The organism is Trinickia sp. (assembly GCF_057351765.1).
In genome coordinates this window covers 38,436-62,573 of sequence record NZ_JBMRBK010000015.1, presented here as the reverse complement: position 1 = coordinate 62,573, position 24,138 = coordinate 38,436, and the positions used below count along the sequence as shown (strand labels likewise).

Below are 24,138 nucleotides of genomic sequence, written 5' to 3'. Positions count from 1 at the left end.
CGGAACACGCCGCCATGAGCAGGAAGACGTCCGAAGCGGCAGGCGCTTCGCAGGACGCTTCGCGTCGCGAAGAGAGGGTCGCCCTTGGCTCGCGTCTCGACGATGCGGCGCTGGCGGCGCTCGCACAGCGGATCAAGGCATGGGGCAGCGAGCTTGGCTTCGGTGCGATCGGTATCAGCGATATCGATTTGTCCGAGGCCGAGGCTGGGCTCTTCGCCTGGCTCGAGGCGGGGTGCCACGGCGAGATGGATTATATGGCCAAACATGGGGTGAAACGCGCGCGGCCGGCCGAGCTTGTGGCCGGAACGCGACGGGTGATCACCGCGCGCATCGCATACATGCCGGCCGCGGTGCTCGAATCGCGCAAGGTTGAAAGCAGCTCGTCAGGCGAGGTGCCGGGCGGGCCGACCGATTCGAGCGTCAAATCGTTCAGATCGTCCATTCCGCCCGAAGACGCACCGGCCGACTGGCGCGCGCGCGAGCAAGCGCGGCTCGCCGACCCGTCGGCGGCCGTCGTGTCGATCTACGCGCGTGGCCGGGACTATCACAAGGTCATGCGCCAGCGGCTGCAGCAGTTGGCGGAGCGCATCGAGCGGGAGATCGGCGAATACGGTTACCGTGTGTTCACCGATTCCGCGCCGGTGCTCGAAGTCGAGCTCGCGCACAAGTCGCGCATCGGCTGGCGCGGCAAACACACGCTGCTGCTCGAACGCGATGCGGGCTCGCTCTTCTTTCTCGGCGAGATCTATGTGGATATTCCGCTGCCCGTCGATAGCAGCGAACCGTCCCGGCCGGCCGGAGCGCATTGCGGCCATTGCACGCGCTGCATCGATGCCTGCCCGACCGGGGCGATCGTCGCGCCGTATCGGGTCGATGCGCGCCGCTGCATCTCTTACTTGACGATCGAGCTGAAGGGCAGCATCCCCGTCGAAATGCGACCGTTGATCGGCAATCGCGTCTACGGTTGCGACGATTGCCAACTCGTGTGTCCGTGGAACAAGTTCGCGCAGGCCGCGCCCGTGGACGACTTCGACGTCCGCCACGGGCTCGATCGAGCGACGCTCGTCGAGCTGTTCGCCTGGAGCGCCGATGACTTCGATCTGCGCTTGCAAGGCAGTGCGATTCGGCGTATCGGTTACGAATGCTGGCTACGCAACCTGGCTGTTGCGCTCGGCAACGCGTTGCGCGTCGAAGGCGGCGCGGCGCTCGATGCGGCCGCTCGCGAGCGCATCGTCGCCGCATTGCGCGCGCGGGCCGGCGACGCGTCGGCGCTCGTGCGAGAGCACGTCGAATGGGCGCTCGAGGCGGCATGAGCAAAGGGGAGGGACTATGTTGAGCGCCGTGATGGACGCGCCTTTCGGCAAGGTGGGCATTCGCGTGAACGATGCGACCGGCGTCGTCGAGCTGATCGAATATCTGCCCGCGTCGGCCGAGCCGCGTGCACCGGTCTCGCCGCTGGCCCAGCGCGCCGTGGCGCAAATCGCGCGTTATTTCCAAACGGCCGATGCGTCGTTCGATCTGCCGCTTGCGGATGTCGGCACGCCTTTTCAGCGGCGCGTCTGGCAGGCGATGTGCGCGATTGCCCCGGGCGAGACGCGCACTTATGGCGACCTTGCGCGCGAGATCGATGGCGTGCCGCGCGCCGTCGGCCAAGCCTGCGGCGACAACCCGTTTCCTATCGTGATTCCGTGCCATCGCGTGGTGGCGGCGAACGGCCTCGGCGGCTTCAATCATCATGCCGGCGATGGTTTCTACCTGCGCGTCAAGCGCTGGCTCCTCGCGCATGAAAGCGCACAGCAGGCGCTCGCGCTATGAGCGAGCTTGCCGATTTCGACGCGGCGCTTCCCGCGGACGACGCGCCGGCGCCCGAAGCCGTGGCGAGCACGCAGTCGATCGACGCATTTTGCGATGCGCTCTGGCTGGAGCAAGGGCTGGCCCGCAATACGCTCGAAGCCTACCGGCGCGACTTGCGCCTGTTCGCGCAGTGGCTGGGCCGAGAGCATCGGCTGCGCATCGACGAGGCGGCCGAGCTTCATGTCAACGGCTATCTCGCCGCGCGCAGCGACGGCAAGGCGACATCGGCGAACCGGCGCCTTTCCGTGTTCCGCCGTTTTTATGCGTGGGCCATGCGCGAGCATCGCGCGAAGGCCGATCCTACACTGCGGATCCGCTCGGCTAAACAGCCGCCGCGGTTCCCGTCGACGCTGACGGAAAAGCAGGTCGAGGCCCTGCTGGCCGCGCCGCAGATCGATACGCCGCTCGGCCTGCGCGATCGCACGATGCTCGAGCTCATGTATGCGAGCGGATTGCGTGTGAGCGAGCTGGTGACGCTCAAGACTGTCGAGGTAGGGCTGAACGAAGGTGTCGTGCGCGTGATGGGCAAGGGCTCGAAAGAGCGGCTCGTTCCGTTCGGGGAAGAGGCGCACGGCTGGATCACGCGCTATCTGCGCGATGCGCGGCCTGCCTTGCTCGCGGCGCGCGGCGCCGACGCCCTTTTCGTGACCGCGCGCGCCGAGGGCATGACGCGCCAGCAGTTCTGGAACATCATCAAGCGCCACGCGCGCGCGGCCGATATTCGCGCCCCGTTGTCACCGCACACGCTGCGGCACGCGTTCGCGACGCATCTGCTGAACCACGGCGCCGATCTGCGCGTGGTGCAACTGCTGCTCGGCCACGCCGATATTTCGACGACGCAAATCTACACGCATGTGGCGCGCGAACGACTGAAGACGTTGCACGCGGCCCACCACCCGCGCGGTTGAACCGCGTGCCTGTCGGTCGCCGTACAATGCGCCGATGAACAAAACGAAACATGTGTCCGAGACCCCCGCGACGCAGTTGCTGCGCCGCCACGGCATCCGTTTCGGCGAGCACCCTTACGATTATGTCGAGCACGGCGGCACCGCCGAATCGGCGCGCCAGCTCGGCATCGACGAACACCACGTCGTCAAGACGCTCGTCATGGAGGACGAGCAGGCCAAGCCGCTCATCGTCCTGATGCACGGAGACCGCACGGTGTCGACCAAGAATCTCGCCCGGCAGATCGGCGCGAAACGTGTCGAACCCTGCAAGCCCGAGGTAGCGAGCCGGCATTCGGGCTATCTCGTCGGCGGTACATCGCCGTTCGGCACGAAAAAGTCGATGCCGGTCTATGTCGAAGCCTCGATCCTCGAACTCGATTCGATCTATCTGAATGGAGGCCGCCGCGGCTATCTGGTGAGCCTCGAGCCCCGCGTGCTGACCGCATTGCTCGATGCAAAACCGGTCCACTGCGCGAGCGTCGATTGAACGGGCGGCCGTGTTCGGTAGAATGTGCGCCGCACTCGGCCTTACGCGCACGTCACTGTTGAAAGAGCCTCTCCATGGAAATTCTCGTTGCCGCCGTTCTTGCCTATCTGATCGGCTCCATTTCGTTTGCCGTCGTGGTCAGCGCCGCGATGGGCCTGGCCGATCCGCGCTCCTATGGCTCGAAGAACCCCGGTGCGACGAACGTGCTGCGCAGCGGCAACAAGGTCGCGGCCGTGCTGACGCTGGCAGGCGATGCGTTCAAAGGCTGGCTCGCCGTCTGGCTCGCAGCGCATGTGGGTCCGCGCTACGGCCTCGATGACAATGCCGTCGCCGCCGTGGCGCTAGCGGTCTTCCTCGGCCATCTGTACCCGGTGTTTTTCAGGTTCAAGGGTGGGAAAGGCGTCGCCACGGCCGCTGGCGTTCTGCTTGCGATCAACCCGGTGCTCGGGCTCGCGACGGTGCTGACCTGGCTCATCGTTGCGTTCTTTTTTCGCTACTCGTCGCTGGCCGCGCTCGTGGCCGCCGTGTTCGCCCCGCTTTTCGACGTCTTCCTGTTTGGCCCCAACGTCGTGGCCTGGGCCGTTTTTGCGATGAGCGCGCTGCTGATCTGGCGCCATCGCGGCAATATCGGCAAGCTGATTGCCGGCAAGGAAAGCCGTATCGGCGAAAAGAAGACGCCGGCGGCGCCTGGCTCGCACGCGCACCCGCGCAAACACTGACGCGTGCTCGCGCGGCTGGCGAGCACGAGCGGGTTCAGTCGCGGAAGTTGTTGAAGTCGAGCGGCGTATCGGTCACGTCCTTGCGCAGCATCGCGATCACGCTTTGCAGATCGTCGCGTTTGGTGCCCGATACGCGCACCGCATCGCCCTGAATGCTCGCCTGGACCTTGATCTTGCTGTCCTTGACGAGTTTGACGATCTTTTTCGCCAGATCGCCCGAGACGCCCTTTTTGATCGTGACGATCTGCTTGACCTTGTCGCCGCCGATTTTCTCGATCTTGCCGTAGTCGAGAAAGCGCACGTCGACATTGCGCTTGGCCATCTTCGCGATGAGCACGTCTTTGAGCTGGCCGAGCTTGAACTCGTCATCGGCGAACATCGTCAGCTCGCGCTCTTTTTGCTCGACTCTCGAGTCGGAGCCCTTGAAATCGAAGCGCGTCGAAATTTCCTTGTTCGACTGTTCGACCGCGTTTTTCACTTCGACCATGTTGGCTTCGCAAACGACATCGAACGACGGCATAGAGTTTTCTCCCAGGGTTTGAAGCATCGGCGACGCGAACCGCGTGGCGCGGGCGTCACTCGCTATAATCACGGACCGACTGCCATTTTACCGATCCCATTCTCATTTGCCCAAGCTGCGGCGTGTCGCCGCCGCCAGGGGCCCTGCCGATGTCCGCTACCGATCCCGTCGCCTTTCTCGCGAACTACCCGCTGCGCGCGCACAACACGTTTGGCTTCGACGTCCGCGCGCGCCTAGCCTGCCGCATCGAACGCCCGGAGCAGTTCGCGCTTGCCGCGCGCGATCCCCGTGCGGCGGGCATGCGCACGCTCGTGCTTGGCAGCGGCAGCAACATCGTCTTCACGGACGATTTCGACGGACTCGCGATGATCGTCGAGCTGACCGGCAAGCGGCTCGTGCGTGAGGACGACGAGGCCTGGTACGTCCAGGCGCAGGCGGGCGAAAACTGGCACGCGTTCGTCGCGTGGACGTTGTCGATGGGCTGGCCGGGGCTCGAGAATCTCGCGTTGATTCCGGGCACCGTCGGCGCCGCGCCGATCCAGAATATCGGCGCTTACGGGCTCGAGATGTGCGAGCGGTTCGCCGCGCTGGAAGCGGTGGAACTCGCGACAGGGGCTTGCGCCGAATTCGATGCGAACGCGTGCCGTTTCGGCTATCGCGACAGCGTGTTCAAGCGCGAGGGGCGCGAGCGTTTCGCGATCGCCTCGGTCACGTTCCGTTTGCCGAAGGCGTGGACGCCGCGCGTCGATTACGCGGATCTCGCGCGCGAGCTCGACGCGCGTGGGGCTGCCCCGACTCCTCAGGCGGTGTTCGAGGCCGTGGTGGCCGTGCGTCGCGCGAAACTGCCGGATCCGCTCGTGCTCGGCAACGCGGGCAGTTTTTTCAAAAACCCGGTCGTCGACGCTTCGACCTTGGAAGCCCTGCGGGAGAAGGCGCCCGATATCGTGGCCTACCGCCAGGCTGACGGCCGGGCGAAGCTTGCGGCCGGCTGGCTCATCGACCGATGCGGCTGGAAAGGCAGGGCGATTGGGGCAGCGGCCGTACACGAGCGCCAGGCGCTCGTGCTCGTCAATCGCGGCGGGGCCACCGGTGCCGACGTGCTGGCGCTCGCTCGTGCGATTCAAGCCGATGTGCGCGAGCGGTTCGGCGTCGAACTCGAGCCCGAGCCGCTCGTGATTTGAGCATTTGAAGGCGGCGGCCCTTCATCGGGCCGGCGCATGAGGCTCAGTGATTGAGCTTGCCGAGCAGCAGGAACTCCATGAGCGCTTTTTGAACGTGCAGCCGGTTTTCGGCCTCGTCCCAGACGACGCTTTGCGGGCCGTCGATGACTTCCGCGCTGACTTCCTCGCCGCGGTGAGCCGGCAGGCAATGCATGAAGAGGGCATCGGCTTTCGCGCGACCCATCATGTCCGTGTCGACGCACCACTCCGCGAATGCGGCCTTGCGCACCTCGTTCTCCGCTTCGAAGCCCATGCTCGTCCAGACATCGGTCGTGACGAGATCCGCACCGCTGCACGCTTCGTTCGGATCGTCGAACTCCTCGTAAAACGGCGCGCTTTCAGGCGCGACGAGCGAGCGCTCGAGCTTATAGCCGGCCGGCGTCGAAACGCGTAGCTTGAAGCCGAGAATCTGGGCCGCCTCGATCCACGTATAGAGCATGTTGTTCGCATCGCCCACCCATGCGACGACCTTGCCGGCGATCGGCCCGCGGTGCTCATAGAACGTGAAGATATCGGCCAGCACCTGACACGGGTGGTATTCGTTCGTCAGCCCGTTGATGACGGGCACCCGCGAGTTTTCGGCGAAGCGGTGGAGGATGTCCTGCCCGAACGTGCGAATCATGATGATGTCGACCATCCGGGAAATGACCTGCGCCGCATCCTCGAGCGGCTCGCCGCGGCCCAGTTGGGTATCGCGCGTGCTCATGAATACCGCGTGACCGCCGAGCTGGAAGATGCCGGCTTCGAACGAGAGCCGCGTGCGCGTCGAATGCTTCTCGAAGATCATCGCGAGCGTGCGGTCGTGCAGCGGGTGATAGGTCTCGTAGTTCTTGAACTTGCGCTTGAGAATGCGAGCACGTTCCAGCACGTATTCGTACTCGTCCAGCGAGAAATCCTTGAACTGCAGATAGTGGCGGACTTTTTTGTCAGACATAAAGCAAATACGGCGGACTGGGCCGGCCGGAAGGGGTCGGGCGGTGCCGCCGTGCAATGGATAACCTGATGCAGCATAAAGGATTTCCCGCCGTTTGACGAGTCGGCGGCAGCGTCACGGTACGCCCTTTGCTTCTTGTGTGCGGTGCGGAAGAAAGTCCGTTCCGGTATAATCGACAGGTTTCCTCAAGCCCGGCGGGCATGCCAGCTTCGGGCGCCTCACATGGGTTTCTTGCATGGTCGAAGCACCCTTCATCGAGTATTTCATTCAGGGCATCACCCATGACGGGAAGAAGTTTCGGCCGAGCGATTGGTCGGAGCGTCTGGCCGGCGTCATGGCCTGCTACGGTCCCGGCGTGCGGGGTCCCAATGCCCGGCTCCAGTATTCGCGTTATGTGCGTCCGACGTTGCTTGGCGATCTCAAATGCGTCATTCTCGACTCGCGCCTGCGCGAACTCGAGCCTATGGCGTTCGATTTCGTCATGAACTTCGCGAAAGATAACAACCTCGTCGTCACCGAAGCCTGTGAATTGCCGGAAGACCATGGCGCGATGAAGCGCGGCGGCTGAAACGTCGCGCCCGACGGTCGCCTAAGGCCGTCCTCGGGTGTGCGACGAGGCAAGCGCCGAGGGAAAGAAAGACGCATAGCAAAAAAGCCCGCAACGTTCGTTTGCGGGCTTTTTTTCGTCCTTACGTGCGCTCGATCATTCCGCGCCATTCGAGATGGCTCGGACCGTGATGGCCCAGGCCGTATGGCCCAGACGTAAAGCGCCGCTTCGGCGCTCGAGCGGAACGGCTGACTGCGAGGTTACTGCGCAGCGGGCTGCAATGCCTTGAGGGCAGCGGCCAGGCGGCTCTTGTGGCGAGCGGCCTTGTTCTTATGCACGATTTTCTTGTCGGCGATGACGTCGAGCGTCTTGGCCGAGAGGCGGAAGACTTCGGCAGCCTTGGCTTGATCGCCGGCTTCGATCGCCTTGCGGACAGCCTTGACCGCCGTGCGGTACTTCGAGCGAAGCGCCGAGTTGTGCGAGTTCGCTTTCGCGGCTTGGCGGGCGCGCTTGCGTGCTTGTGCAGAGTTAGCCATGAGAGTTCCTTGTCCTGTACTGTTTTGCCGGTGCCCGGCCGAATCTTCGTTCAGGCACCGTTTTTCGATTCAACCGCCGGGAACGGTTGCCCGGGGCGCAAAAACCGTTGGCGAAGCGAGACAGAGCTTCGAAACGCGCGAGTATAGCAACAAAATCAGGGACCTGGCAAATTTCACGCCGCAGCGGAGAGAACATCGGCTGTCCGTATAATAGGCGCCCCATGAATCTCTTCCGAGCCCTGCTGACGGTCAGCGGCTTCACGCTGCTCTCCCGCGTGACCGGCCTGATCCGCGAAACGCTGATTGCCCGAGCCTTCGGTGCAAGCCAGTTCACCGACGCCTTTTATGTCGCTTTCCGCATTCCGAACCTGCTACGGCGCCTCTCGGCCGAGGGGGCATTTTCGCAAGCGTTCGTGCCGATTCTCGCCGAATTCAAGAACAGCGAGGGGCATGATGCGACGAAGCGGCTAGTCGACGCCATGTCGACCGTGCTCGCCTGGGCACTCGCGGCCATCTCGCTCGCGGGCGTGGCGGGGGCCTCGTGGGTGGTGTTCGTCGTCGCGTCCGGGCTGAAGAACGATGGCCAGGCATTCTTCTTCGCCGTCTCGATGACGCGGATCATGTTCCCGTACATCATCTTCATCTCGCTGACGACGCTGGCTTCCGGTGTGCTCAACACCTACGGAAACTTTTCGCTGCCGGCGTTCGCACCCGTACTGCTGAATATTTCGTTCATTGTGGCGGCCCTGGCCGTCGCGCCGCATCTGAAAGTACCCGTGTTCGCGCTCGCGTGGGCCGTCATCGTGGGCGGCGTGCTGCAATTCGCCGTGCAATGGCCTGGGCTGCGCAGAATCGACATGATGCCGCGCATCGGGCTCAATCCGATCGCAGCGCTCGCCCATCGCGGCGTCAAGCGTGTGCTCGTCAAAATGGTGCCGGCCACTTTCGCCGTATCCGTGGCCCAGTTGAGCCTCATCATCAACACGAACATCGCATCGCGGCTCGGGCCCGGCGCCGTGTCCTGGATCAACTACGCCGACCGCCTGATGGAGTTCCCGACCGCGCTGCTCGGGGTCGCGCTCGGGACGATCCTGCTGCCGAGCCTCTCGAAGGCCCACGTCGACGCCGATACCCACGAGTATTCGGCTTTGCTCGATTGGGGATTGCGCGTGACGTTTCTACTCGCCGCGCCGAGTGCGCTCGCGCTCTTCTTTTTCGCCGAGCCGCTGACCGCGACGCTATTCAACTATGGCCGGTTCGACGGTTTTTCGGTCGTGATGGTCGGACGCGCACTGGCCGCCTATGGGGTCGGACTCGTCGGGCTCATTCTGATCAAGATTCTCGCGCCGGGCTTCTATGCGAAGCAGGATATCAAGACGCCGGTGAAGATCGGGGTGGGTGTGTTGATTGCGACCCAGATCGGCAATCTCGTGTTCGTGCCGATCTTCGCGCACGCCGGACTGACGCTGAGCGTCGGGCTCGGTGCTTGCGTCAATGCGTTGTTGTTGTTCGCCGGGTTGCGCCGGCGCGGCATTTATACGCCGTCGAGCGGATGGACGTTGTTCCTGGCTCAGTTGGCCGGTGCGTCGCTCGTGCTGGCCGGCGCGATGCACTGGTGCGCGGCGAACTTCGACTGGATCGGCATGCACGCGCGGCCGCTCGAGCGCATCGGCTTGCTCGCCGCCTGCAGTGTGCTCTTTGCCGCGCTATATTTCAGCATGCTGTGGCTGATGGGTTTCAAATACGCGTACTTCAGAAGGCGAGCCAAGTGACGATCATGACATCGGTTCTCGATTACTTCGCCAGCCTGGTTGCGGAGGACGACGGCCTGCCGCTCACCGAGACCGCGCTTGCGATCGCGCAGGATGCTTATCCCGACGTCGATTTGCAGGCCACGCTGGCCGAACTCGACGAACTCGCGTTGCGGCTCAAGCGCCGCTTGCCCGCCGAGGCGGGGCTGACCGAAAAAATTGGCGCGCTGAACCGATTCTTTTTCCGCGACCTTGGGTTCGCCGGCAATCTGAACGACTACTACGACCCCGACAACAGCCATCTCAATACGGTGCTCAAACGGCGCCGCGGCATTCCGATCACGCTGGCCGTGCTCTATATGGAGCTGGGCGAGCAGATTGGCGTGCCCGTTCATGGCGTTTCGTTTCCGGGTCACTTCCTGATGCGCGTGACGTTGCCGGAGGGCGATGTCATGCTCGATCCGACAACGGGTCAGTCGCTCTCCGAGGCGCAGATGGTGGAGATGCTCGAGCCCTATCTTTCGCACGTGACCGAATCGCTCGGCAGTGCGCTGCGCATGCTGCTTCAGCCGGCTACCAGCCGCGAGATCATCGCGCGCATGCTGCGCAATCTGAAGGCGATTTATCTGCAAACGGAGCGCTGGCAGCGCTTGCTTGCCGTGCAGCAGCGGCTCGTCATCTTGCTGCCCGAGGACATCGAAGAGGTGCGCGATCGCGGTTTCGCCTACGCGCGGCTGGACTACCTGCGGCCCGCGCTCGAAGATCTGGAGCACTACCTGAACGATCGCCCCGATGCGGAAGACGCGATGACCGTGGAAACGCAACTCCAGGAGTTGCGTCAACGGACGGATCAGGGCAACGGCTGAGCGCATCCGCCGCGGAGTCTGCGCTCTCCCGCGTGACCGAACGGAGCGCCACGAACAGTCTGGAAACGCCCGCAAGCGCGATGCGCGCTGCGGGCGTTTTGCCGTTCGGCCCCCGTTATTTCGGCTGCATCCGAATGGCACCGTCGAGCCGAATGACCTCGCCGTTCAACATCGGATTGTCGAGAATCTGCTTGACCAGCATCGCGTATTCGTCCGGTTTGCCGAGGCGCGACGGGAACGGCACCATGGCGCCGAGCGAATCCTGTACTTCTTTCGGCATGCCGAGCAGCATCGGCGTCTCGAAGATGCCCGGCGCAATCGTCATCACACGAATACCGTTGCGCGCCAAGTCGCGCGCGATCGGCAACGTCATGCCGGCCACACCGCTTTTCGATGCGGCATAGGCGGCTTGGCCGACTTGACCGTCGAACGCGGCGACCGAGGCCGTATTCACGATCACGCCGCGCTCACCGCCTTCATTGGGTTCGTTTTTCGCCATTGCGGCGGCGGCCAGGCGCAAGACGTTGAACGTACCGATCAGGTTGATCTCGACCGTGCGGCGAAACGCCTCGAGCGGGTGGGGGCCGTCCTTGCCGACCGTCTTGACGGCCGGCGCCACGCCGGCGCAATTCACGAGGCCGACGAGCTTGCCGAGTCCGAGCGCGGCATCCACGGCGCGCTGCGCATCTTCTTCTCGGCTCACGTCGCACTTGACGAAGGTGCCGCCGAGTTCGCCCGCAAGCGCATTGCCCGCCGCTTCGTTCAAATCGGCGAGGGCCACCTTGCCGCCTTCTCGTGCGATCAGGCGTGCCGTCGCGGCGCCGAGCCCCGATGCGCCTCCGGTGATCAAAAATGCGTTGCCGCGAATTTCCATGCTGTGACTCCTTGGCGTGTTGACTGGATGGCGGCCCGCACCGGCGCGGCTCGTGACCGCGGGGCGATGGACCGCAGCAGATTGTAATCGCTTGTCGCGGGCGCAAAAAAACCCGCCGGCGAGGGCGGGTCTTGCGCGGTTGCCGAGCGCTCGTCGCGCGACGAGATCGAGCGTGCGCGTTATACGAGCGCCTCGAACACGCGCTGGCGAATGTCGTCGACCGAGCCGAGTCCCGAAATGCGGCGATATTGCGGCGCTTGAAGTCCGTTCTCGGCTCCGCGCTGTGCCCATTGCTGGTAGTACTCGATGAGCGGCTTCGTTTGCGCTACGTAGACATCGAGACGTCTTTTCACGGTCTCTTCCTTGTCGTCCTCACGCTGGATCAGTGCCTCGCCCGTTACATCGTCCAGGCCTTCCACTTTCGGCGGATTGAATTTCACGTGATAGGTACGGCCCGAGCCCGGATGGGTGCGTCGGCCGCTCATGCGCACGATGATTTCGTCGAACGGCACATCGATCTCGAGAACATAGTCGATGGCGACGCCGGCCTGCTTCATCGCTTCGGCCTGCGGCAGCGTGCGCGGAAAACCGTCGAACAGATAGCCCTTCGCACAATCGGGCTCGCGGAGCCGTTCCTTGACGAGATCGATGATGAGCGCATCGGGGACGAGTTCGCCCGCATCCATGAAGCGCTTGGCTTCGACGCCGAGCGGCGAGCCGGCTTTCACCGCCGCCCGCAGCATATCGCCGGTCGAAATCTGCGGAATCCCGAATTTTTCCTTGATGAAGTTGGCTTGGGTACCCTTTCCGGCGCCGGGCGCACCCAACAGGATCAAACGCATGGTGATATCTCCGAATTGTATGGAATGCTGCGGCGCGAAGTTCGAGCGAATCGGCCATCCCCGCGGACACCCAGCGGCGGTGTCCCGCCGGCGGCACGGCCCATCGGGCATCGTGTTCGCGAAGGCGGGCGGCGAAGCAGGCGGGAACCGGAAGCCGAGTGTTGCGAATGCTCGCGCTTTTCGGGCCTGATTATGCCACGCCCATCAACGCTCCAAGCTAAAAAGCAGGCGCACGCGCTCGAGGTCGGCGGGCGTATCGACGCCGGGCGCGGGCGCATCGGGTGTCACGAGCACGGCGATGCGTTCGCCGTGCCACATCGCGCGCAGTTGCTCGAGCATTTCGGTCTGCTCGATCGGCGCTTGCGCGAGAGTCGGGTACGTGCGCAGAAAGCGCGCGCGGTAAGCGTAGAGCCCGATGTGACGAAAGACGGTATCGGGCGGCGGCGACGGCATCGCCGCCACGTCGAGTGCGGCTGTCGAGCAATGCGGCTGATAGGCGTCGCGCATCCACGGAATCGGCGCGCGCGAGAAGTAGAGCGCCCGGCCGCGCGCGTCGAGCACGACCTTGACGACGTTCGGGCTGAAGACCTCCGCGGGTTCTCCGATCGGGTGGGCCGCCGTCGCGATAGCACAGTCGGGATGGGCTGCAAGATGCGACGCCACGGCGCGGATCAACGCGGGATCGATGAGCGGTTCGTCGCCTTGCACATTGACGACGATGGTGTCGTCGCTCCAATTGAAATGCGTGGCGACCTCGGCGAGCCGGTCCGTACCGGACGGGTGATCGGCACGCGTCAACAGTGCGTCGATCCCCCACACGCGGGCGGCGTCGATGACGCGCGCATCATCGGAGGCGATCAACACCTGTGACGCGCCCGCTGCGCGCGCGCGTTCGGCCACACGCACGACCATCGGTCTGCCGGCGATATCGGCGAGCGGCTTCTCGGGCAAGCGCGTCGAAGCGAGGCGCGCGGGCACCACTGCGACGAAAGACGCAGAGTCGGGCGTTGGGGAGTCGATCATCGAAGGAGGTGCTGCTGCGGATGGGAAGGGATGCTCTCGGTCTCGGCGGCCTTTCGCGGCCTCATGCGCTGCCTGCGGGATCGAGCGGTTCGACGGGGGTGCCCTCGACCGTTTGTCGGGCCTCGTCGACGAGCATCACAGGGATGCCGTCGCGAATCGGATAGGCGAGCTTGTCGGCCTGACAAATCAATTCCTCGTGGGCGCGATCGTAGCGCAGCGGCCCCTTGCAAATCGGGCAGACGAGAATTTCAAGCAGGCGAGCGTCCACGGAGTTTCTCCACAACGAGTGCGATAAGGCGGCCAGGTAGCGTGGCTTCGACAGGAACGACCCAGATTCGCGCGTCGTGCCGGGAGCGCAATTTTACCGCATCCTTTTCGGTGATCAGAATGATGTCGGCGCGCGTGTGCGCAAATGGATCGTCGCGAAAGGCGTAGTGATCGGGCAGCGCGAGCGTTTCGGGGGCGAGCCCCGCGGCGCGCAGCGTCGCGAAAAAGCGCTCGGGCGAGCCGATGCCTGCCGCGGCGAGCACCCGCTCGCCGGCGAATTGCGAAAGCGGTCTGCGCAGCGCCGGATCGGCGAGATGCCAGGCGTCGCCGGGCGCGATCGCGAGGGCGAACGTGTCGGGCCAGGGCGGCGGCGTCCGGTTGAATGGATCGTTGACGAGCGTGGCGTCGCGTCTGCGCGAGAGCGGCTCGCGCAATGGGCCCGCGGGCAGCGGCAAGCCGTTGCCCGCCAAGCGCTGATCGAACACGACGATCTCGATGTCGCGCGCGAGCCGGTAGTGCTGCAAGCCATCGTCACTGACGATCACGTCGACATCGCGGTGCGCTGCAACGAGTGCATGGGCCGCCGCGACGCGATCGGGGCACACCCAGACCGGTGCGCCGGTGCGACGCGCAATGAGCAGCGGCTCGTCGCCGGCTTCGTCCGGGCGTGAGGCCGAGGTAACGGCCCGGGGGCGGCGAAGCTTCGCGCCGTAGCCGCGCGAAACTACGCCCGGGGTGAATCCGGCCGAGCGCAGCGCGTCGACGAGCGCGATGACGGTCGGCGTTTTCCCCGTTCCCCCCACCGTCAGATTGCCGACGATGACGACGGGCACTCCGACGCGCACGCGCTCCCGCCAGCCGAGCGAGAAAGCGATGCGGCGCAGGGCCGCGACGGCGCTGAACACGCAGGCCAACGGTATGCATGCGATCGCGAAAATGCCGCGGCGTTGCCATTGGCGGGCGACGTACGCTTCGAGCCGCGCTAGGGTTCTCTCGGCGAATCGGGTAAGAACGCGCATATCGTCGGTCGGTTGGGCTCGCATCGCTGCAATGGGAACCCGGCACTCTAGCGCGCCCGTATGGCGCCGGGCAAGGCCCGGCTGGAGCGGGGGCGCTGGGTGCAACGCGCGACGGCTGTGGATAACTCTGTGAAGAACCCCCGTCACAAACGACGCAAAGGCCGATAAATCAAGCATCTCATCGGTGACCGTGTTTGTGTGATAAAATAAAATCCATTATTAATCAATGACTTGTGACGCTTGGCCGCGCTCGCGCGCCATGCGCACGCCGCGAGACGCGCACTGCTCGATATGTGGGAAACCTTGCATCGCGTGGCCCAATTTCGGCTGGACGTAGGTCAGGCGGCGGACTATCGTCTGTCCAGGAAAAAACGGGACTTCGAATGCATTCATTTTCTTCATCCGGATTACCGGGCGGGGGGCTCGACGGCGAGCTGGCCATCCCCGTGTCGGTGCTCAACCGGGCTGTCAGCACGATGCTCGAACGTTCGTTTCCGCTGACGTGGGTGGCGGGAGAGGTATCGAACTTCACGCGGGCGGCGAGCGGGCATTGGTATTTCTCGATCAAGGATGCGCAGGCGCAGATGCGCTGCGTGATGTTCCGGGGCCGCGCGCAGTACGCCGAGTTCACGCCGCGCGAGGGTGACAAGATCGAGGTTCGCGCGCTCGTGACGATGTACGAGCCGCGCGGCGAACTTCAGCTCAATGTCGAGGCGGTGCGCCGCACGGGCGTCGGCCGGCTCTACGAAGCGTTTCTGCGATTGAAGACGCAGCTCGAAGCGGAAGGGCTTTTCGCCGCCGAGCGCAAGCGAGCGTTGCCAACGCACCCGCGGGCCATCGGCATCGTGACATCGCTACAGGCGGCCGCCCTGCGCGATGTGCTGACGACGCTGGCGCGGCGCGCGCCTCACGTGGCGGTCATCGTGTACCCGGCGCCCGTGCAAGGCGCGGGCGCTGGCGACAAGCTCGCGGCGATGGTCCGGCAGGCCAACGCGCGGCGCGAGGTCGACGTACTGATCGTGTGCCGCGGCGGCGGCTCCATCGAAGATCTCTGGGCTTTCAACGAAGAAGTGCTTGCCCGTGCGATCGCGGCAAGCGATCTCCCCGTGGTGAGCGGCGTGGGCCATGAGACGGATGTGACGATTGCCGATTTTGCCGCCGACCTGCGCGCGCCGACGCCGACCGGGGCGGCCGAGCTCGTCAGCCCGCAGCGTACTGTGCTGCTGCGCGAACTCGATCAGCGCGTCGCCGCGCTGGCGCGCGGCTTCGGCCGCCTGATGGAGCGCCGCGCGCAGCAACTGGATTGGCTTGCACGCCGGCTCGTGAGTCCGGCCGAGCGCTTGCGGCGACAGCGCGTGCATCTCGAGCAATTGCAGGCGCGACTCGCCGCGGCGGGAGGACGGCCGGTGCGCGATGCGCGAGCACGCTTTGCCGTCGTGCGTCTTCGCTGGCAGCGGTGGCGGCCCGATTTGGCGGCCGAGCGCGCCGCGCTGACCGGATATGCGCGCCGCCTCGATGTCGCGCTCGCGCGCCTGGCCGAGCGGCAGGAAGCGAAACTGGGCACGCTTTGCGCTCGCCTCGAAGTACTGAGCCCGCAACGCACGCTCGAGCGCGGCTATGCGGCACTGCTCGACGGCGAGACGGGGCGGGCGATCCGCAGCCCGAGCGCGGTGAAACCCGCGCGTCGCTACACGGTCCACCTCGCGCAAGGGGCGGCGGATGTATCGTTCGCTGATGTGCAGCCGCGCCTGACCGATGGTTTCTGAAGGACCGTGGCGAAGATGCCCGGGCAGGTAGCGGGCTTTCGAAAGATGCGACCATAGGCCGCGATCTCAGCATTTTTTACGTCGTTGCGTCGCGGGTGCGCTCAATACTGCGGAAAAAGGGCTACTGATTTGTGGGGTTATTCCAAGTCGCCTACAATCCAAGCCTCGGAAGCGTAACCTGCGACAAAGTACCCCACACCCGATCAATCGATAGAAGGAACTGCACCATGGAACATAAGCTCCCGCCGTTGCCGTTCGACAAGAAAGCGCTTGCGCCGCATATGTCGGAAGAGACGCTCGAATTCCACTACGGCAAGCATCACCAGGCCTACGTCACGAATCTGAACAATCTGATCAAGGGCACGGAATTCGAGAATCTCTCGCTCGAAGAGATCGTCAAGAAGTCGTCGGGCGGCGTTTTCAACAACTCCGCACAAGTCTGGAACCACACCTTCTTCTGGAATTGCCTCTCGCCGCAGGGCGGCGGTGCGCCGAAGGGCGCGCTGGCCGACGCGATCAACGCCAAGTGGGGCTCGCACGATGCCTTCAAGGAGGCGTTCTCGAAGGCGGCCGTGGGTAACTTCGGCTCGGGTTGGACGTGGCTCGTGAAGAAGGCGGACGGCTCGCTCGATATCGTCTCGACGAGCAACGCGGCCACGCCGCTCACGACGGATGCAAAGGCGCTCCTGACGATCGACGTCTGGGAACACGCCTACTACATCGACTACCGCAACGCGCGTCCGAAGTTCGTCGAAGCGTTCTGGAACATCGTGAACTGGGATTTCGCCGGCAAGAACTTCGCGTAAAGACGGTACATCGTCTCCTCGGAAAACCCCCGTTTTCGGGGGTTTTCTTTTTGGGGCGCTTGAACGGCGAGGGCATCGACCGAACCCGATTGCGCGGGGCAAACCGAGAATTTTCCAGATAGCTATGTCAATATAGCTATGTTACTGTAGCTACATGGAAAATTCGGACGAACTGTTGACGCGGGCCACGCGCTTGCGCGGCCAAATATCGGGATTGGCGCGGCGTCTGCGCCAGGAAGCGCAGGTGGATCCCGTCCAATTTTCGCAGTTGGTCGTCATGGGCGCGATCGATCGTCTGGGCGACGGCGTGAGCCCCACGGAGATCTGTGCGGCCGAGCGCATCCGTTCCTCGAATCTGGCCGTGCTGTTGCGGGAACTCGAAGCGGCCGGCTACATCAAGCGTCAGGCCGATACGCTCGACCGGCGGCGCACCCGGTTGTCGCTGACCGCGAAGGGGCGGCGCGTCCTGCACGGCAACCGCACGCTACGAGGGAAATGGCTCGCGCAGGCCATGCTCCAAAGCCTCGACGCCCGGGAGCGCAGCGTCGTGCTCGAAGCGGGCGAACTGCTCGAGCGGCTCGCCCGCTTCGATCGAGAAGGGGCCGCACCCGAAAGAGGTTCCGCGCGGAAGGCACCCGCTTGAACTTCGTACGGATGGCTCCGCGTGCTGCGTTCAAGCATTGCGCGCATCGAATGCATCGATCGCATTGATCGTATCGGCGAGGAGGAGGGCAGCAGATGGCAACGGGTTCTCGAGTGTCGGCGGCAGACGGGCGCGAAGTCGGCGTAGGCGAATTGTTCGTCGGCTTTCTCGGTCTCGGTCTGATCTCGTTCGGTGGCGCACTGCCTTTCGTACGCCGTGCCGTGGTGGAGCAGCGGCGCTGGCTGTCGTCCGAAGAGTTCATCGATCTGCTCGGCCTGTGCCAGTTTCTACCGGGCGGTAATGTCATCAATCTGTCCGTTGCGATCGGCATGCGTTTTCGCGGAGCCATTGGTGCGCTTGCCGCGATAACAGGCTTCATCGCGGTGCCTTCGTTGATCGTCATCGCGCTCGGCGTCGTCTACGCCAAAACGCAGCACGATCCCATCGTTCACCACATGTTCGGCGGCCTCGCCGCAACGGCCGCGGGCCTGTTGATCGCCATGGCGATGAAGGTGGCCAAGCCGATTGTCCGCTCGCCCGAAGGCATCTTCGTCGCGGCGGTCATATTCGCGGCGATCGCGCTCGTGCGGCTGCCGCTTTTGCCGACCATGCTCGTGCTGACGCCACTGAGCATCGCGCTGGCATGGCGCCGGCAGCGCAGCGCATTGAGCGCCCACAAGGACACAGTGAAATGAGCGCGACGCTCGTCGCATTGGCGACCATCTTCTCCCAGCTCTCGCTGCTCGCTTTCGGCGGCGGCAACACGATCCTGCCCGAGATGCAGCGTCAGGTCGTCCAGGTGCATCACTGGATGAGCGCGGAACAGTTCACGGCACTCTTCGCGCTCGCCCAGGCTGCACCGGGCCCCAATATGATGATCGTGACGATGATCGGCTGGCATGTGGCCGGCTGGCCCGGCTTTATCGTTTCCACGCTGGCCAAGTTCGGGCCGTCGTCGCTCGTCACGGCCGCATCGCTGCATGCCTGGGAGCGTTTCAAGGACCGCCCCTGGCGCCGGTACGTACAGTCCGGTATGACACCGGTGACGGTCGGGCTCGTCGCGGCCAGCGCGGTATTGATCTCGCATGCGTCGAATCAGGCGGCGATTCAATGGGCGATCACGGCGGCGTGCGCCGCGCTCGCTTTTCGAACGCGCATCCATCCGTTATGGTTGCTTGCCGCGGGCGCCGCGATCGGTGCCACCGGCTTCGGCCAGATCTGAACGCACCGCGCATCGCGCACCGCGCGCCGGTGAAAGCGTCATCGCACGGTGCGTCGTGCGATGTCGTCGAGCACCGATCGCTCGGCGAGCACCTCGTCGATCAACCCATACGCCTTCGCCGCATCCGCCGACATGAAGTTGTCGCGATCGGTGTCTTTTGCGATTTTTTCGATCGATTGACCTGTCCGTTCGGCGAGAACCTGATTGAGCCGTTCGCGCAGGAACAGGACTTCCTTCGCCTGGATTTCGATATCGGCGGCGGTTCCCTGGCTGCCGCCCGAGGGCTGATGAATCATGATGCGCGCGTTCGGTAGCGCGTAGCGCTTTCCTTTGGCGCCCGCGGCCAGCAAGAACGTACCCATGCTGGCCGCGAACCCGGTGCAAAGCGTCGAGACTTGCGGCTTGATGAACTGCATGGTGTCGTAGATGGCGAGGCCGTCGTAGACCGAGCCGCCCGGCGAGTTGATGTAGAACGAGATATCCTTGTCCGGGTTCTCCGATTCGAGAAACAGCAACTGCGCGACGATGAGGCTTGCGGTGTCCTCGTTGACGGGGCCCACGAGAAAAACGATGCGCTCGCGCAAAAGGCGCGAATAGATGTCGTAGGCGCGCTCGCCGCGGCCCGTCGTTTCGATGACGGTCGGCACGAGCTGGCTGTAAGGGTAAGGGGGACGATGTCCGGACATGGCGTTCCTCGCACGAATGATGTCGCGGGCATGCGCGGCATGCCCTTCGATCCTGTTGACGCACGGCGTGTCTCTATTGTGACAAGTCGGCCCGGCTCGTGCAGCCGCCCGCCGAATAAAAATGGGTCGGCGGTTGTCACGTTTGCTCCCCGCCGATCGTCAATGAATAGGGGACACGGCGCTCACGCGCGAGAACGCACACTACTGCTGGAGCATGGACTCATGACGCATTCATCCATCGACAAGACCGCTGAATTCCAGCGCATGCGTGCGCGGCTCACCTCGATCGTGGCCCGCATGCTCGCAAGCCGGGCGGAAGCTGAGGATGTCGTGCAGGAAGTGTGGCTCAAATGGCAGGCGGCGGATGCGGCGGCACTGCATACGCCGCCCGCCTGGTTGACGACCGTCGCCACGCGTCTCGCGCTCGACCGGTTGCGGCGCCTGGCTGCCGAGCGCGCCGCGCGCGAGAGCGAATGGATCGCCGAGCCGTGGCGCGACGAGTTCGCGCCATCGGCGGAGGAAGCGGCGTTGAAGGCTTCGTCGCTCGATGCGGGATTGATGCTGCTCGTCGAACGGCTTTCACCTGACGAGCGGGCTGCCTTCATTCTTCACGAGGCGTTCGATTGCGACTATGCGTCCATTGCCGATGTCGTTGGCAAGACGCCCGCGCATTGCCGGCAGCTCGTGCACCGCGCGCGCGAACGTCTGCATCGGGAACCGGATCGCGCGGGGAGAAGGGGGGCCGACGAGCCGCGGCGCGGCACGCTCGATCGCCTGTCCGAAGCGCTCGAAACGGGCGATGTGGGGCTGGCAATGCAGGTTTTCACCGCAACCTCAACTTTGAGGATCGATGGGCGCGAGGCTTTGCGCGCGGACGCCGAAACGCCGATCGCTGCGGCCGCAACGACGGCGATGGCGCTCGTCGAGGAGAGCCGGGCGCTTTGCGGCGGCACCGTCTGTGCGCATCCATTGGCGATCAACGGTGCGGGCTACCTTGCGCTGTCGGCGCAAGGCGAGATCGTCGCGCTCGTTACCGTTTCGTTCGCGGACATGGCGATCGGCCATGTGGAAATCAGCACCGATGGCGCGATCGTCGCCGCGATGAACCGCGCCTTCGGGCTGCATGCCGTCGAAGCATTGTTGGCTGCCGTCCGGCGGCAGGGGTTCGCTGCTCTGGCCGTTGCTTGAACCGTCCGGCGACGGCAATCCGTCAGAACCCGGTCGCTTCGCAGTTGATGTCCACGCACAGCACTTGCAAACCCTTGTCCGTTTGCGCGGCAATCGATGCGGTCACGCACAAGTGCGCTTCATTGATGGACAGATAAGGTGCGGTCAGGTGCGCGTGCCCGGGCGAGCGCACGGCCGCCGTGAAATATGGCCGGCGTTCCCAGCTGGCGCCCTCCGAGTGCAGTAGCGGACTGAACCGCTTGGCACGGCGCGAAATGCGTCGCCCGAGCGGCACGAGGTTGTCTCCGATTTGCCGGCCCTGCGCATCGAGCAAAAACGTGCGAGCCGTTTCGGGCAACGCGAGTAGCGGCTGGGTGGCTGCCTCGAGCATCTCCCCCGCGACGAGGCGCGCGCACGCTTGCTCGAGCGCGGCCACATAAGGTGCAAGGCGCTCGGCTTGCAACCGCTCGCGCGCGCTGACGCGTTCGCGCAACGCGGCCGATAGCGCATCCATCGCGCTTGCGGCGATGCGCGGGTCCACGGGTTTCGTGCTTGGACCGGCGAAGTAGGCGCCCTGCATGAAGTCGACGTTGCATTCGAGCGCGATCAACGCTTCGCGCTCGGTCGACAGTCCGCCCATCAGAACCAGTTGCCCCGATTCGTGCAGCAGCGAGACGAGTCCCGGCAAGACGCGTTCGATATGCGAATGCTCGCTCGCCTGCGCGAGGATCACGCGATCGAGCGTGACGATGTCGGGGCGCAGATGCCAGACGCGATCGATATTCGAATGTTTGGCGCCGAAGCCGCCCAGTGCGATCAGAAAGCCCGACTTGCGCAGCGAATCGACGATCTCCGCGAAGCGACCGGTTTCGCCACCGGCCTGCTCGGGCACCTCGAGCACCACGCGCTGCGGCGGCAGGCCAAGTGCTTTCAGCCCGGCGAGCATCGCGTCGCCGTAGCTCGTATCCATCAGCGCGGCGGGATGCAGACTGAGAAACAGCCATTCGTCATTGGAGTCGAAGGCGCTGAAGTTGCCCAGGTGCAGCGATTCGGCGAGCCGTCCGAGTTCGAGCAGATCGCCTCGCCGCGCTGCCTGCGTGAACACTTCGTGCGAGGGCACGTGCCGCTCGTCTTCGTCGTGCGCGCGCAGCGACGCGTGATAGCCGATCGCGCGCCGATGCGAGACGGAGAACACCGGTTGAAACACGCTGAATACGGTGTAGCTGCCGTATACGACTGTGTGCTGCGAGCCTGCATCGCCCGCGACGGGGCGCGGCGGATGGAAGCCGGGAGGATCGAGATCGATCATGCTGTTTAGGAGAGCGTAACGGGGGCCACTGGGCGGCGGCGCGATGCCAAAAGCATATGGATTCTACTGTACGGCATGTGTCAGCAAGAACTATGCGCAATGTCGAATGTCCGGCGTACGCGGCTGGAGCGTGTGCTGGGGACGCGGCACCGGCCGGATTGCACTGGCGCGGTGCGGCGCATGCCCCGGCGTGGGTCGCGCCGGGCGCGCTCGTTCAAGGCAGCGACGCGCGCTCGGCCTCGCTCTCGGCCTCGCTTTCAGCCTCGCGATCGGACGCGAGTGTCATTGCGCGCTCGAAAAAAGTCTGCGCGCGCGGGTCATCGGCATAGGCGGCGTTGATGCGCAGCCACGGGCTCGTCTGGCCGTGCGGCCGGAAGTAGCTGCCCGGCGCGACCGTAACGCCGCACGACGATGCGCATTCGACGAGCCGCTGTGAATCCTTGATATGGGGTGTGCGTGCCCAGACGAACTTCCCGCCCACGGGCGCGGTAAAAAGCTGCCAGCCGGACGATTCGAGCGTGCGCGCCGCGGCGCCTAGCGCATCGGTCATGCGCCGGCGCAAGCGCTCGAGGAACTTGTGATACGCGCCGCGCTCGAGCATCGCGAGCGCGACGGCCTCCGCAAAGAGCGAACCGCCGACACTCGTCAGCACCTTGATGTCGGCCAGGTCTTTCACGGTCGCGCGATCGGCCACGATATAGCCGATGCGCAGCGAAGACGAAAGCGTCTTCGACAGTCCGCCGATATAGACGACCTGCTCCAGCCGGTCGAGCGCGGCGAGCCGGTCGCTCGGGCTGGATTGGAAGTCCGCGTAGATATCGTCTTCGATGATTTTGAAGTCGTACTCGCGAGCCAGCTGCAGGAGCCGGAATGCGACCGACGGCGCGACGACGGTGCCGGTCGGATTGTGGAACACGGAGTTCACGAAGAACGCACGCGGCCGATGACGGGCGAGCTCTTTTTCCAGCGTATCGAGATCGGGGCCGGTAGCCGTGCGTGGAATACCGACCATGTTGACGCCGTGCAACTTGAGGAGTCCGAACAAATTGTAGTAACCCGGGTCCTCGACGAACATCGTGTCGCCGGCTTTCAGCAGGTAGCGCACGAGCAGATCGACGGCCTGACTCGCCCCGCAGGTGATGAGCACTTGCGATGCGTCGGCATGAATGCCGAGCTGAGCGATCCGTGCTTGCAGATGTTCGCGCAGCGCGGCGTTGCCGAGCGGCGTGGCATAGTCGACCGTCGCAAGACGATCGGTGCGCGTGACGTGGCGGATCGCCTGTGCGATCCCTTCCATGTCGCGCCAGGCTTCGGGGATGAAGCCGCTTGCGAGCTTGAGCGTCCCTCCTGGATGGTGGAACTCCTCCATGATGTAGTTCGATTCGTCTTCGGCGCGGCGCGGATCCGAGGCACCGCCACGCTCGAGCGCGGCATGACCGCGCGCGCTCACATAAAAGCCGGAGCCGTGCCGCGACTCGACATAGCCGAGCGAGACGAGCCGGTCATACGCCTCGATGACAGGAAAGCGGCTGATCCCGTATTCGGCCGCGAACGCGCGGATCGACGGTAGTTTCGCACCCGCATGCGCTTCGCCCGACCGAATCCACGACTCCATGCCTGCGACGATCTGATCCGTGAGCGGCACGCCGTTACCGCGATCGAGTTCGAGCTTCATCAGCGTTCCTTTTGTCGCCTGCCGTGTGTCCAGCAGCAGCGACTGTTCGGTAATTCGACTGCACAGTTTTGTCAAAACTGTTCAGAACTGTGCATGTGATTGCCCTGACGTTATCGCAATAATGCAGTGACGGCAATGCTTGATGAAAGGGAGGCTGCGATGCGTGAAATCCGTATGTTCGAAATGGAAGAACACGAACCCGCGACCGTCTGGCGGGTCAGCCGCCCGCTCGTGATCAACGTGACGTCCGGGCAGCTTTGGCTGACCGTCGAGCACGATAGTGAGGACTATTGGCTCGAAGCGGGGCAGTCGTTCACGTTGGCAGCAGGCATGCGCGCCTGGGTCGGGCCCAGTCGCGGGACTGTGCGCATGACGGTGACCGACGAGGGTCCCCATCGGGTGTCGGGTGAGCGTTCACGGCGTAGCTGGCGGCCGCGGTGGTTGCTGGCCGCATAGCG

The 24,138-nt window shown here is 64.4% G+C and carries 27 protein-coding genes; 16 read left to right on the top strand and 11 right to left on the bottom strand.

Going from position 1 to position 24,138, the window contains the following annotated elements; translation table 11 throughout:
* Positions 1-14 precede the first annotated feature (14 nt).
* From queG to plsY, 5 genes are all read left to right on the top strand, one after another.
* Positions 15-1,313 carry a tRNA epoxyqueuosine(34) reductase QueG gene (gene queG / locus ACO1XS_RS02890; RefSeq protein WP_486389975.1) on the top strand — a complete coding sequence of 433 codons (1,299 nt, stop codon included), beginning with the start codon at positions 15-17 and terminating at the stop codon, positions 1,311-1,313.
* 16 nt (positions 1,314-1,329) lie between these two features.
* Complete coding sequence (locus tag ACO1XS_RS02885; protein ID WP_486389974.1) at positions 1,330-1,815, top strand: methylated-DNA--[protein]-cysteine S-methyltransferase; 486 nt, start codon at positions 1,330-1,332, stop codon at positions 1,813-1,815.
* The gene (xerD, locus tag ACO1XS_RS02880) at positions 1,812-2,762 is read left to right on the top strand and encodes a site-specific tyrosine recombinase XerD (protein WP_331568073.1); all 951 of its coding nucleotides are present in this window, start codon (positions 1,812-1,814) and stop codon (positions 2,760-2,762) included. The genes ACO1XS_RS02885 and xerD overlap by 4 nt, the downstream gene beginning before the upstream one ends.
* A 34-nt stretch (positions 2,763-2,796) precedes the next feature.
* Positions 2,797-3,288 (top strand): Cys-tRNA(Pro) deacylase, encoded by a 492-nt coding sequence (gene ybaK / locus ACO1XS_RS02875; protein ID WP_331568072.1) that lies wholly within the window; start codon positions 2,797-2,799, stop codon positions 3,286-3,288.
* A 74-nt stretch (positions 3,289-3,362) separates the two neighbouring features.
* Positions 3,363-4,007: a glycerol-3-phosphate 1-O-acyltransferase PlsY gene (plsY, locus tag ACO1XS_RS02870; protein ID WP_331568071.1), complete on the top strand. Its 645-nt coding sequence runs from the start codon at positions 3,363-3,365 to the stop codon at positions 4,005-4,007.
* Between the two features lie 34 nt (positions 4,008-4,041).
* Here the strand turns inward: plsY and ACO1XS_RS02865 are convergent, their stop codons facing one another.
* Positions 4,042-4,527, bottom strand: coding sequence for a YajQ family cyclic di-GMP-binding protein (locus ACO1XS_RS02865; RefSeq protein WP_331568070.1), 486 nt, complete (start codon positions 4,525-4,527; stop codon positions 4,042-4,044).
* 149 nt (positions 4,528-4,676) lie between these two features.
* On the opposite strand from ACO1XS_RS02865, the gene murB reads away from it, so the two are divergent.
* Positions 4,677-5,708: a UDP-N-acetylmuramate dehydrogenase gene (gene murB / locus ACO1XS_RS02860; RefSeq protein ID WP_331568069.1), complete on the top strand. Its 1,032-nt coding sequence runs from the start codon at positions 4,677-4,679 to the stop codon at positions 5,706-5,708.
* 43 nt (positions 5,709-5,751) lie between these two features.
* On the opposite strand, the gene argF is transcribed toward murB, so the two are convergent.
* Entirely contained in the window at positions 5,752-6,681 is a 930-nt protein-coding gene (argF, locus tag ACO1XS_RS02855) for an ornithine carbamoyltransferase (RefSeq protein WP_331568068.1), read from the bottom strand.
* Positions 6,682-6,916: 235 nt separating this feature from the next.
* Between argF and ACO1XS_RS02850 the strand changes: the two genes are divergently transcribed.
* A complete protein-coding gene (locus ACO1XS_RS02850; protein WP_331568067.1) occupies positions 6,917-7,249 on the top strand; it encodes a DUF3579 domain-containing protein in 333 nt (110 codons plus the stop codon).
* Between the two features lie 239 nt (positions 7,250-7,488).
* Here ACO1XS_RS02850 and rpsT read toward each other — a convergent pair whose 3' ends face one another.
* Positions 7,489-7,764, bottom strand: a complete 276-nt coding sequence (gene rpsT, locus ACO1XS_RS02845) for a 30S ribosomal protein S20 (RefSeq protein WP_331568066.1) — start codon at positions 7,762-7,764, stop codon at positions 7,489-7,491.
* Between the two features lie 221 nt (positions 7,765-7,985).
* On the opposite strand from rpsT, the gene murJ reads away from it, so the two are divergent.
* A complete protein-coding gene (gene murJ / locus ACO1XS_RS02840) occupies positions 7,986-9,536 on the top strand; it encodes a murein biosynthesis integral membrane protein MurJ (RefSeq protein WP_331568065.1) in 1,551 nt (516 codons plus the stop codon).
* A 5-nt stretch (positions 9,537-9,541) separates the two neighbouring features.
* The gene (locus ACO1XS_RS02835; RefSeq protein WP_331568104.1) at positions 9,542-10,381 is read left to right on the top strand and encodes a SirB1 family protein; all 840 of its coding nucleotides are present in this window, start codon (positions 9,542-9,544) and stop codon (positions 10,379-10,381) included.
* Positions 10,382-10,496: 115 nt separating this feature from the next.
* On the opposite strand, the gene ACO1XS_RS02830 is transcribed toward ACO1XS_RS02835, so the two are convergent.
* The 5 genes from ACO1XS_RS02830 to lpxK form a co-directional block, all read right to left on the bottom strand.
* On the bottom strand, positions 10,497-11,255 hold the full coding sequence (locus ACO1XS_RS02830) for a 3-hydroxyacyl-CoA dehydrogenase (RefSeq protein WP_331568064.1): 759 nt from the start codon (positions 11,253-11,255) through the stop codon (positions 10,497-10,499).
* A gap of 179 nt (positions 11,256-11,434) precedes the next feature.
* On the bottom strand, positions 11,435-12,097 hold the full coding sequence (adk, locus tag ACO1XS_RS02825; RefSeq protein WP_331568063.1) for an adenylate kinase: 663 nt from the start codon (positions 12,095-12,097) through the stop codon (positions 11,435-11,437).
* 204 nt (positions 12,098-12,301) lie between these two features.
* The gene (gene kdsB / locus ACO1XS_RS02820) at positions 12,302-13,120 is read right to left on the bottom strand and encodes a 3-deoxy-manno-octulosonate cytidylyltransferase (protein WP_331568062.1); all 819 of its coding nucleotides are present in this window, start codon (positions 13,118-13,120) and stop codon (positions 12,302-12,304) included.
* A gap of 61 nt (positions 13,121-13,181) precedes the next feature.
* A complete protein-coding gene (locus tag ACO1XS_RS02815) occupies positions 13,182-13,388 on the bottom strand; it encodes a Trm112 family protein (RefSeq protein WP_331568061.1) in 207 nt (68 codons plus the stop codon).
* Entirely contained in the window at positions 13,369-14,406 is a 1,038-nt protein-coding gene (gene lpxK, locus ACO1XS_RS02810; RefSeq protein ID WP_331568060.1) for a tetraacyldisaccharide 4'-kinase, read from the bottom strand. Before lpxK ends, ACO1XS_RS02815 begins: the two co-directional genes overlap by 20 nt.
* Positions 14,407-14,789: 383 nt before the next feature.
* Between lpxK and xseA the strand changes: the two genes are divergently transcribed.
* The 5 genes from xseA to ACO1XS_RS02785 all read left to right on the top strand — a co-directional run bounded on the left by xseA (position 14,790) and on the right by ACO1XS_RS02785 (position 18,843).
* Entirely contained in the window at positions 14,790-16,172 is a 1,383-nt protein-coding gene (xseA, locus tag ACO1XS_RS02805) for an exodeoxyribonuclease VII large subunit (RefSeq protein WP_486389973.1), read from the top strand.
* Between the two features lie 227 nt (positions 16,173-16,399).
* Positions 16,400-16,978, top strand: a complete 579-nt coding sequence (gene sodB, locus ACO1XS_RS02800) for a superoxide dismutase [Fe] (protein WP_331568058.1) — start codon at positions 16,400-16,402, stop codon at positions 16,976-16,978.
* A gap of 154 nt (positions 16,979-17,132) precedes the next feature.
* On the top strand, positions 17,133-17,621 hold the full coding sequence (locus tag ACO1XS_RS02795) for a MarR family winged helix-turn-helix transcriptional regulator (RefSeq protein ID WP_331568057.1): 489 nt from the start codon (positions 17,133-17,135) through the stop codon (positions 17,619-17,621).
* A 95-nt stretch (positions 17,622-17,716) separates the two neighbouring features.
* On the top strand, positions 17,717-18,316 hold the full coding sequence (locus ACO1XS_RS02790) for a chromate transporter (protein WP_331568056.1): 600 nt from the start codon (positions 17,717-17,719) through the stop codon (positions 18,314-18,316).
* Positions 18,313-18,843 carry a chromate transporter gene (locus ACO1XS_RS02785; RefSeq protein WP_331568055.1) on the top strand — a complete coding sequence of 177 codons (531 nt, stop codon included), beginning with the start codon at positions 18,313-18,315 and terminating at the stop codon, positions 18,841-18,843. The genes ACO1XS_RS02790 and ACO1XS_RS02785 overlap by 4 nt, the downstream gene beginning before the upstream one ends.
* 38 nt (positions 18,844-18,881) lie before the next feature.
* Here ACO1XS_RS02785 and clpP read toward each other — a convergent pair whose 3' ends face one another.
* Entirely contained in the window at positions 18,882-19,529 is a 648-nt protein-coding gene (gene clpP / locus ACO1XS_RS02780) for an ATP-dependent Clp endopeptidase proteolytic subunit ClpP (protein WP_331568054.1), read from the bottom strand.
* A 222-nt stretch (positions 19,530-19,751) separates the two neighbouring features.
* Between clpP and ACO1XS_RS02775 the strand changes: the two genes are divergently transcribed.
* Positions 19,752-20,717: a sigma-70 family RNA polymerase sigma factor gene (locus ACO1XS_RS02775; RefSeq protein ID WP_486389972.1), complete on the top strand. Its 966-nt coding sequence runs from the start codon at positions 19,752-19,754 to the stop codon at positions 20,715-20,717.
* Positions 20,718-20,739: 22 nt separating this feature from the next.
* Here ACO1XS_RS02775 and ACO1XS_RS02770 read toward each other — a convergent pair whose 3' ends face one another.
* Positions 20,740-22,005, bottom strand: coding sequence for an EAL domain-containing protein (locus ACO1XS_RS02770; RefSeq protein ID WP_331568052.1), 1,266 nt, complete (start codon positions 22,003-22,005; stop codon positions 20,740-20,742).
* A 214-nt stretch (positions 22,006-22,219) separates the two neighbouring features.
* Positions 22,220-23,680, bottom strand: coding sequence for an aminotransferase-like domain-containing protein (locus ACO1XS_RS02765; protein ID WP_331568051.1), 1,461 nt, complete (start codon positions 23,678-23,680; stop codon positions 22,220-22,222).
* A 159-nt stretch (positions 23,681-23,839) separates the two neighbouring features.
* Here ACO1XS_RS02765 and ACO1XS_RS02760 point away from each other — a divergent pair, with 159 nt between their 5' ends.
* Positions 23,840-24,136, top strand: a complete 297-nt coding sequence (locus tag ACO1XS_RS02760; protein ID WP_331568050.1) for a DUF2917 domain-containing protein — start codon at positions 23,840-23,842, stop codon at positions 24,134-24,136.
* Positions 24,137-24,138 lie beyond the last annotated feature (2 nt).

Bases quoted from the DNA above. Each gene is read 5' to 3' on its own strand.
- queG (WP_486389975.1), top strand. From the start codon at position 15: ATGAGCAGGAAGACGTCCGAAGCGGCAGGCGCTTCGCAGGACGCTTCG.
- ACO1XS_RS02885 (WP_486389974.1), top strand. From the start codon at position 1,330: ATGTTGAGCGCCGTGATGGACGCGCCTTTCGGCAAGGTGGGCATTCGC.
- xerD (WP_331568073.1), top strand. From the start codon at position 1,812: ATGAGCGAGCTTGCCGATTTCGACGCGGCGCTTCCCGCGGACGACGCG.
- ybaK (WP_331568072.1), top strand. From the start codon at position 2,797: ATGAACAAAACGAAACATGTGTCCGAGACCCCCGCGACGCAGTTGCTG.
- plsY (WP_331568071.1), top strand. From the start codon at position 3,363: ATGGAAATTCTCGTTGCCGCCGTTCTTGCCTATCTGATCGGCTCCATT.
- ACO1XS_RS02865 (WP_331568070.1), bottom strand. From the start codon at position 4,527: ATGCCGTCGTTCGATGTCGTTTGCGAAGCCAACATGGTCGAAGTGAAA.
- murB (WP_331568069.1), top strand. From the start codon at position 4,677: ATGTCCGCTACCGATCCCGTCGCCTTTCTCGCGAACTACCCGCTGCGC.
- argF (WP_331568068.1), bottom strand. From the start codon at position 6,681: ATGTCTGACAAAAAAGTCCGCCACTATCTGCAGTTCAAGGATTTCTCG.
- ACO1XS_RS02850 (WP_331568067.1), top strand. From the start codon at position 6,917: ATGGTCGAAGCACCCTTCATCGAGTATTTCATTCAGGGCATCACCCAT.
- rpsT (WP_331568066.1), bottom strand. From the start codon at position 7,764: ATGGCTAACTCTGCACAAGCACGCAAGCGCGCCCGCCAAGCCGCGAAA.
- murJ (WP_331568065.1), top strand. From the start codon at position 7,986: ATGAATCTCTTCCGAGCCCTGCTGACGGTCAGCGGCTTCACGCTGCTC.
- ACO1XS_RS02835 (WP_331568104.1), top strand. From the start codon at position 9,542: ATGACATCGGTTCTCGATTACTTCGCCAGCCTGGTTGCGGAGGACGAC.
- ACO1XS_RS02830 (WP_331568064.1), bottom strand. From the start codon at position 11,255: ATGGAAATTCGCGGCAACGCATTTTTGATCACCGGAGGCGCATCGGGG.
- adk (WP_331568063.1), bottom strand. From the start codon at position 12,097: ATGCGTTTGATCCTGTTGGGTGCGCCCGGCGCCGGAAAGGGTACCCAA.
- kdsB (WP_331568062.1), bottom strand. From the start codon at position 13,120: ATGATCGACTCCCCAACGCCCGACTCTGCGTCTTTCGTCGCAGTGGTG.
- lpxK (WP_331568060.1), bottom strand. From the start codon at position 14,406: ATGCGCGTTCTTACCCGATTCGCCGAGAGAACCCTAGCGCGGCTCGAA.
- xseA (WP_486389973.1), top strand. From the start codon at position 14,790: ATGCATTCATTTTCTTCATCCGGATTACCGGGCGGGGGGCTCGACGGC.
- sodB (WP_331568058.1), top strand. From the start codon at position 16,400: ATGGAACATAAGCTCCCGCCGTTGCCGTTCGACAAGAAAGCGCTTGCG.
- ACO1XS_RS02795 (WP_331568057.1), top strand. From the start codon at position 17,133: ATGGAAAATTCGGACGAACTGTTGACGCGGGCCACGCGCTTGCGCGGC.
- ACO1XS_RS02790 (WP_331568056.1), top strand. From the start codon at position 17,717: ATGGCAACGGGTTCTCGAGTGTCGGCGGCAGACGGGCGCGAAGTCGGC.
- ACO1XS_RS02785 (WP_331568055.1), top strand. From the start codon at position 18,313: ATGAGCGCGACGCTCGTCGCATTGGCGACCATCTTCTCCCAGCTCTCG.
- clpP (WP_331568054.1), bottom strand. From the start codon at position 19,529: ATGTCCGGACATCGTCCCCCTTACCCTTACAGCCAGCTCGTGCCGACC.
- ACO1XS_RS02775 (WP_486389972.1), top strand. From the start codon at position 19,752: ATGACGCATTCATCCATCGACAAGACCGCTGAATTCCAGCGCATGCGT.
- ACO1XS_RS02770 (WP_331568052.1), bottom strand. From the start codon at position 22,005: ATGATCGATCTCGATCCTCCCGGCTTCCATCCGCCGCGCCCCGTCGCG.
- ACO1XS_RS02765 (WP_331568051.1), bottom strand. From the start codon at position 23,680: ATGAAGCTCGAACTCGATCGCGGTAACGGCGTGCCGCTCACGGATCAG.
- ACO1XS_RS02760 (WP_331568050.1), top strand. From the start codon at position 23,840: ATGCGTGAAATCCGTATGTTCGAAATGGAAGAACACGAACCCGCGACC.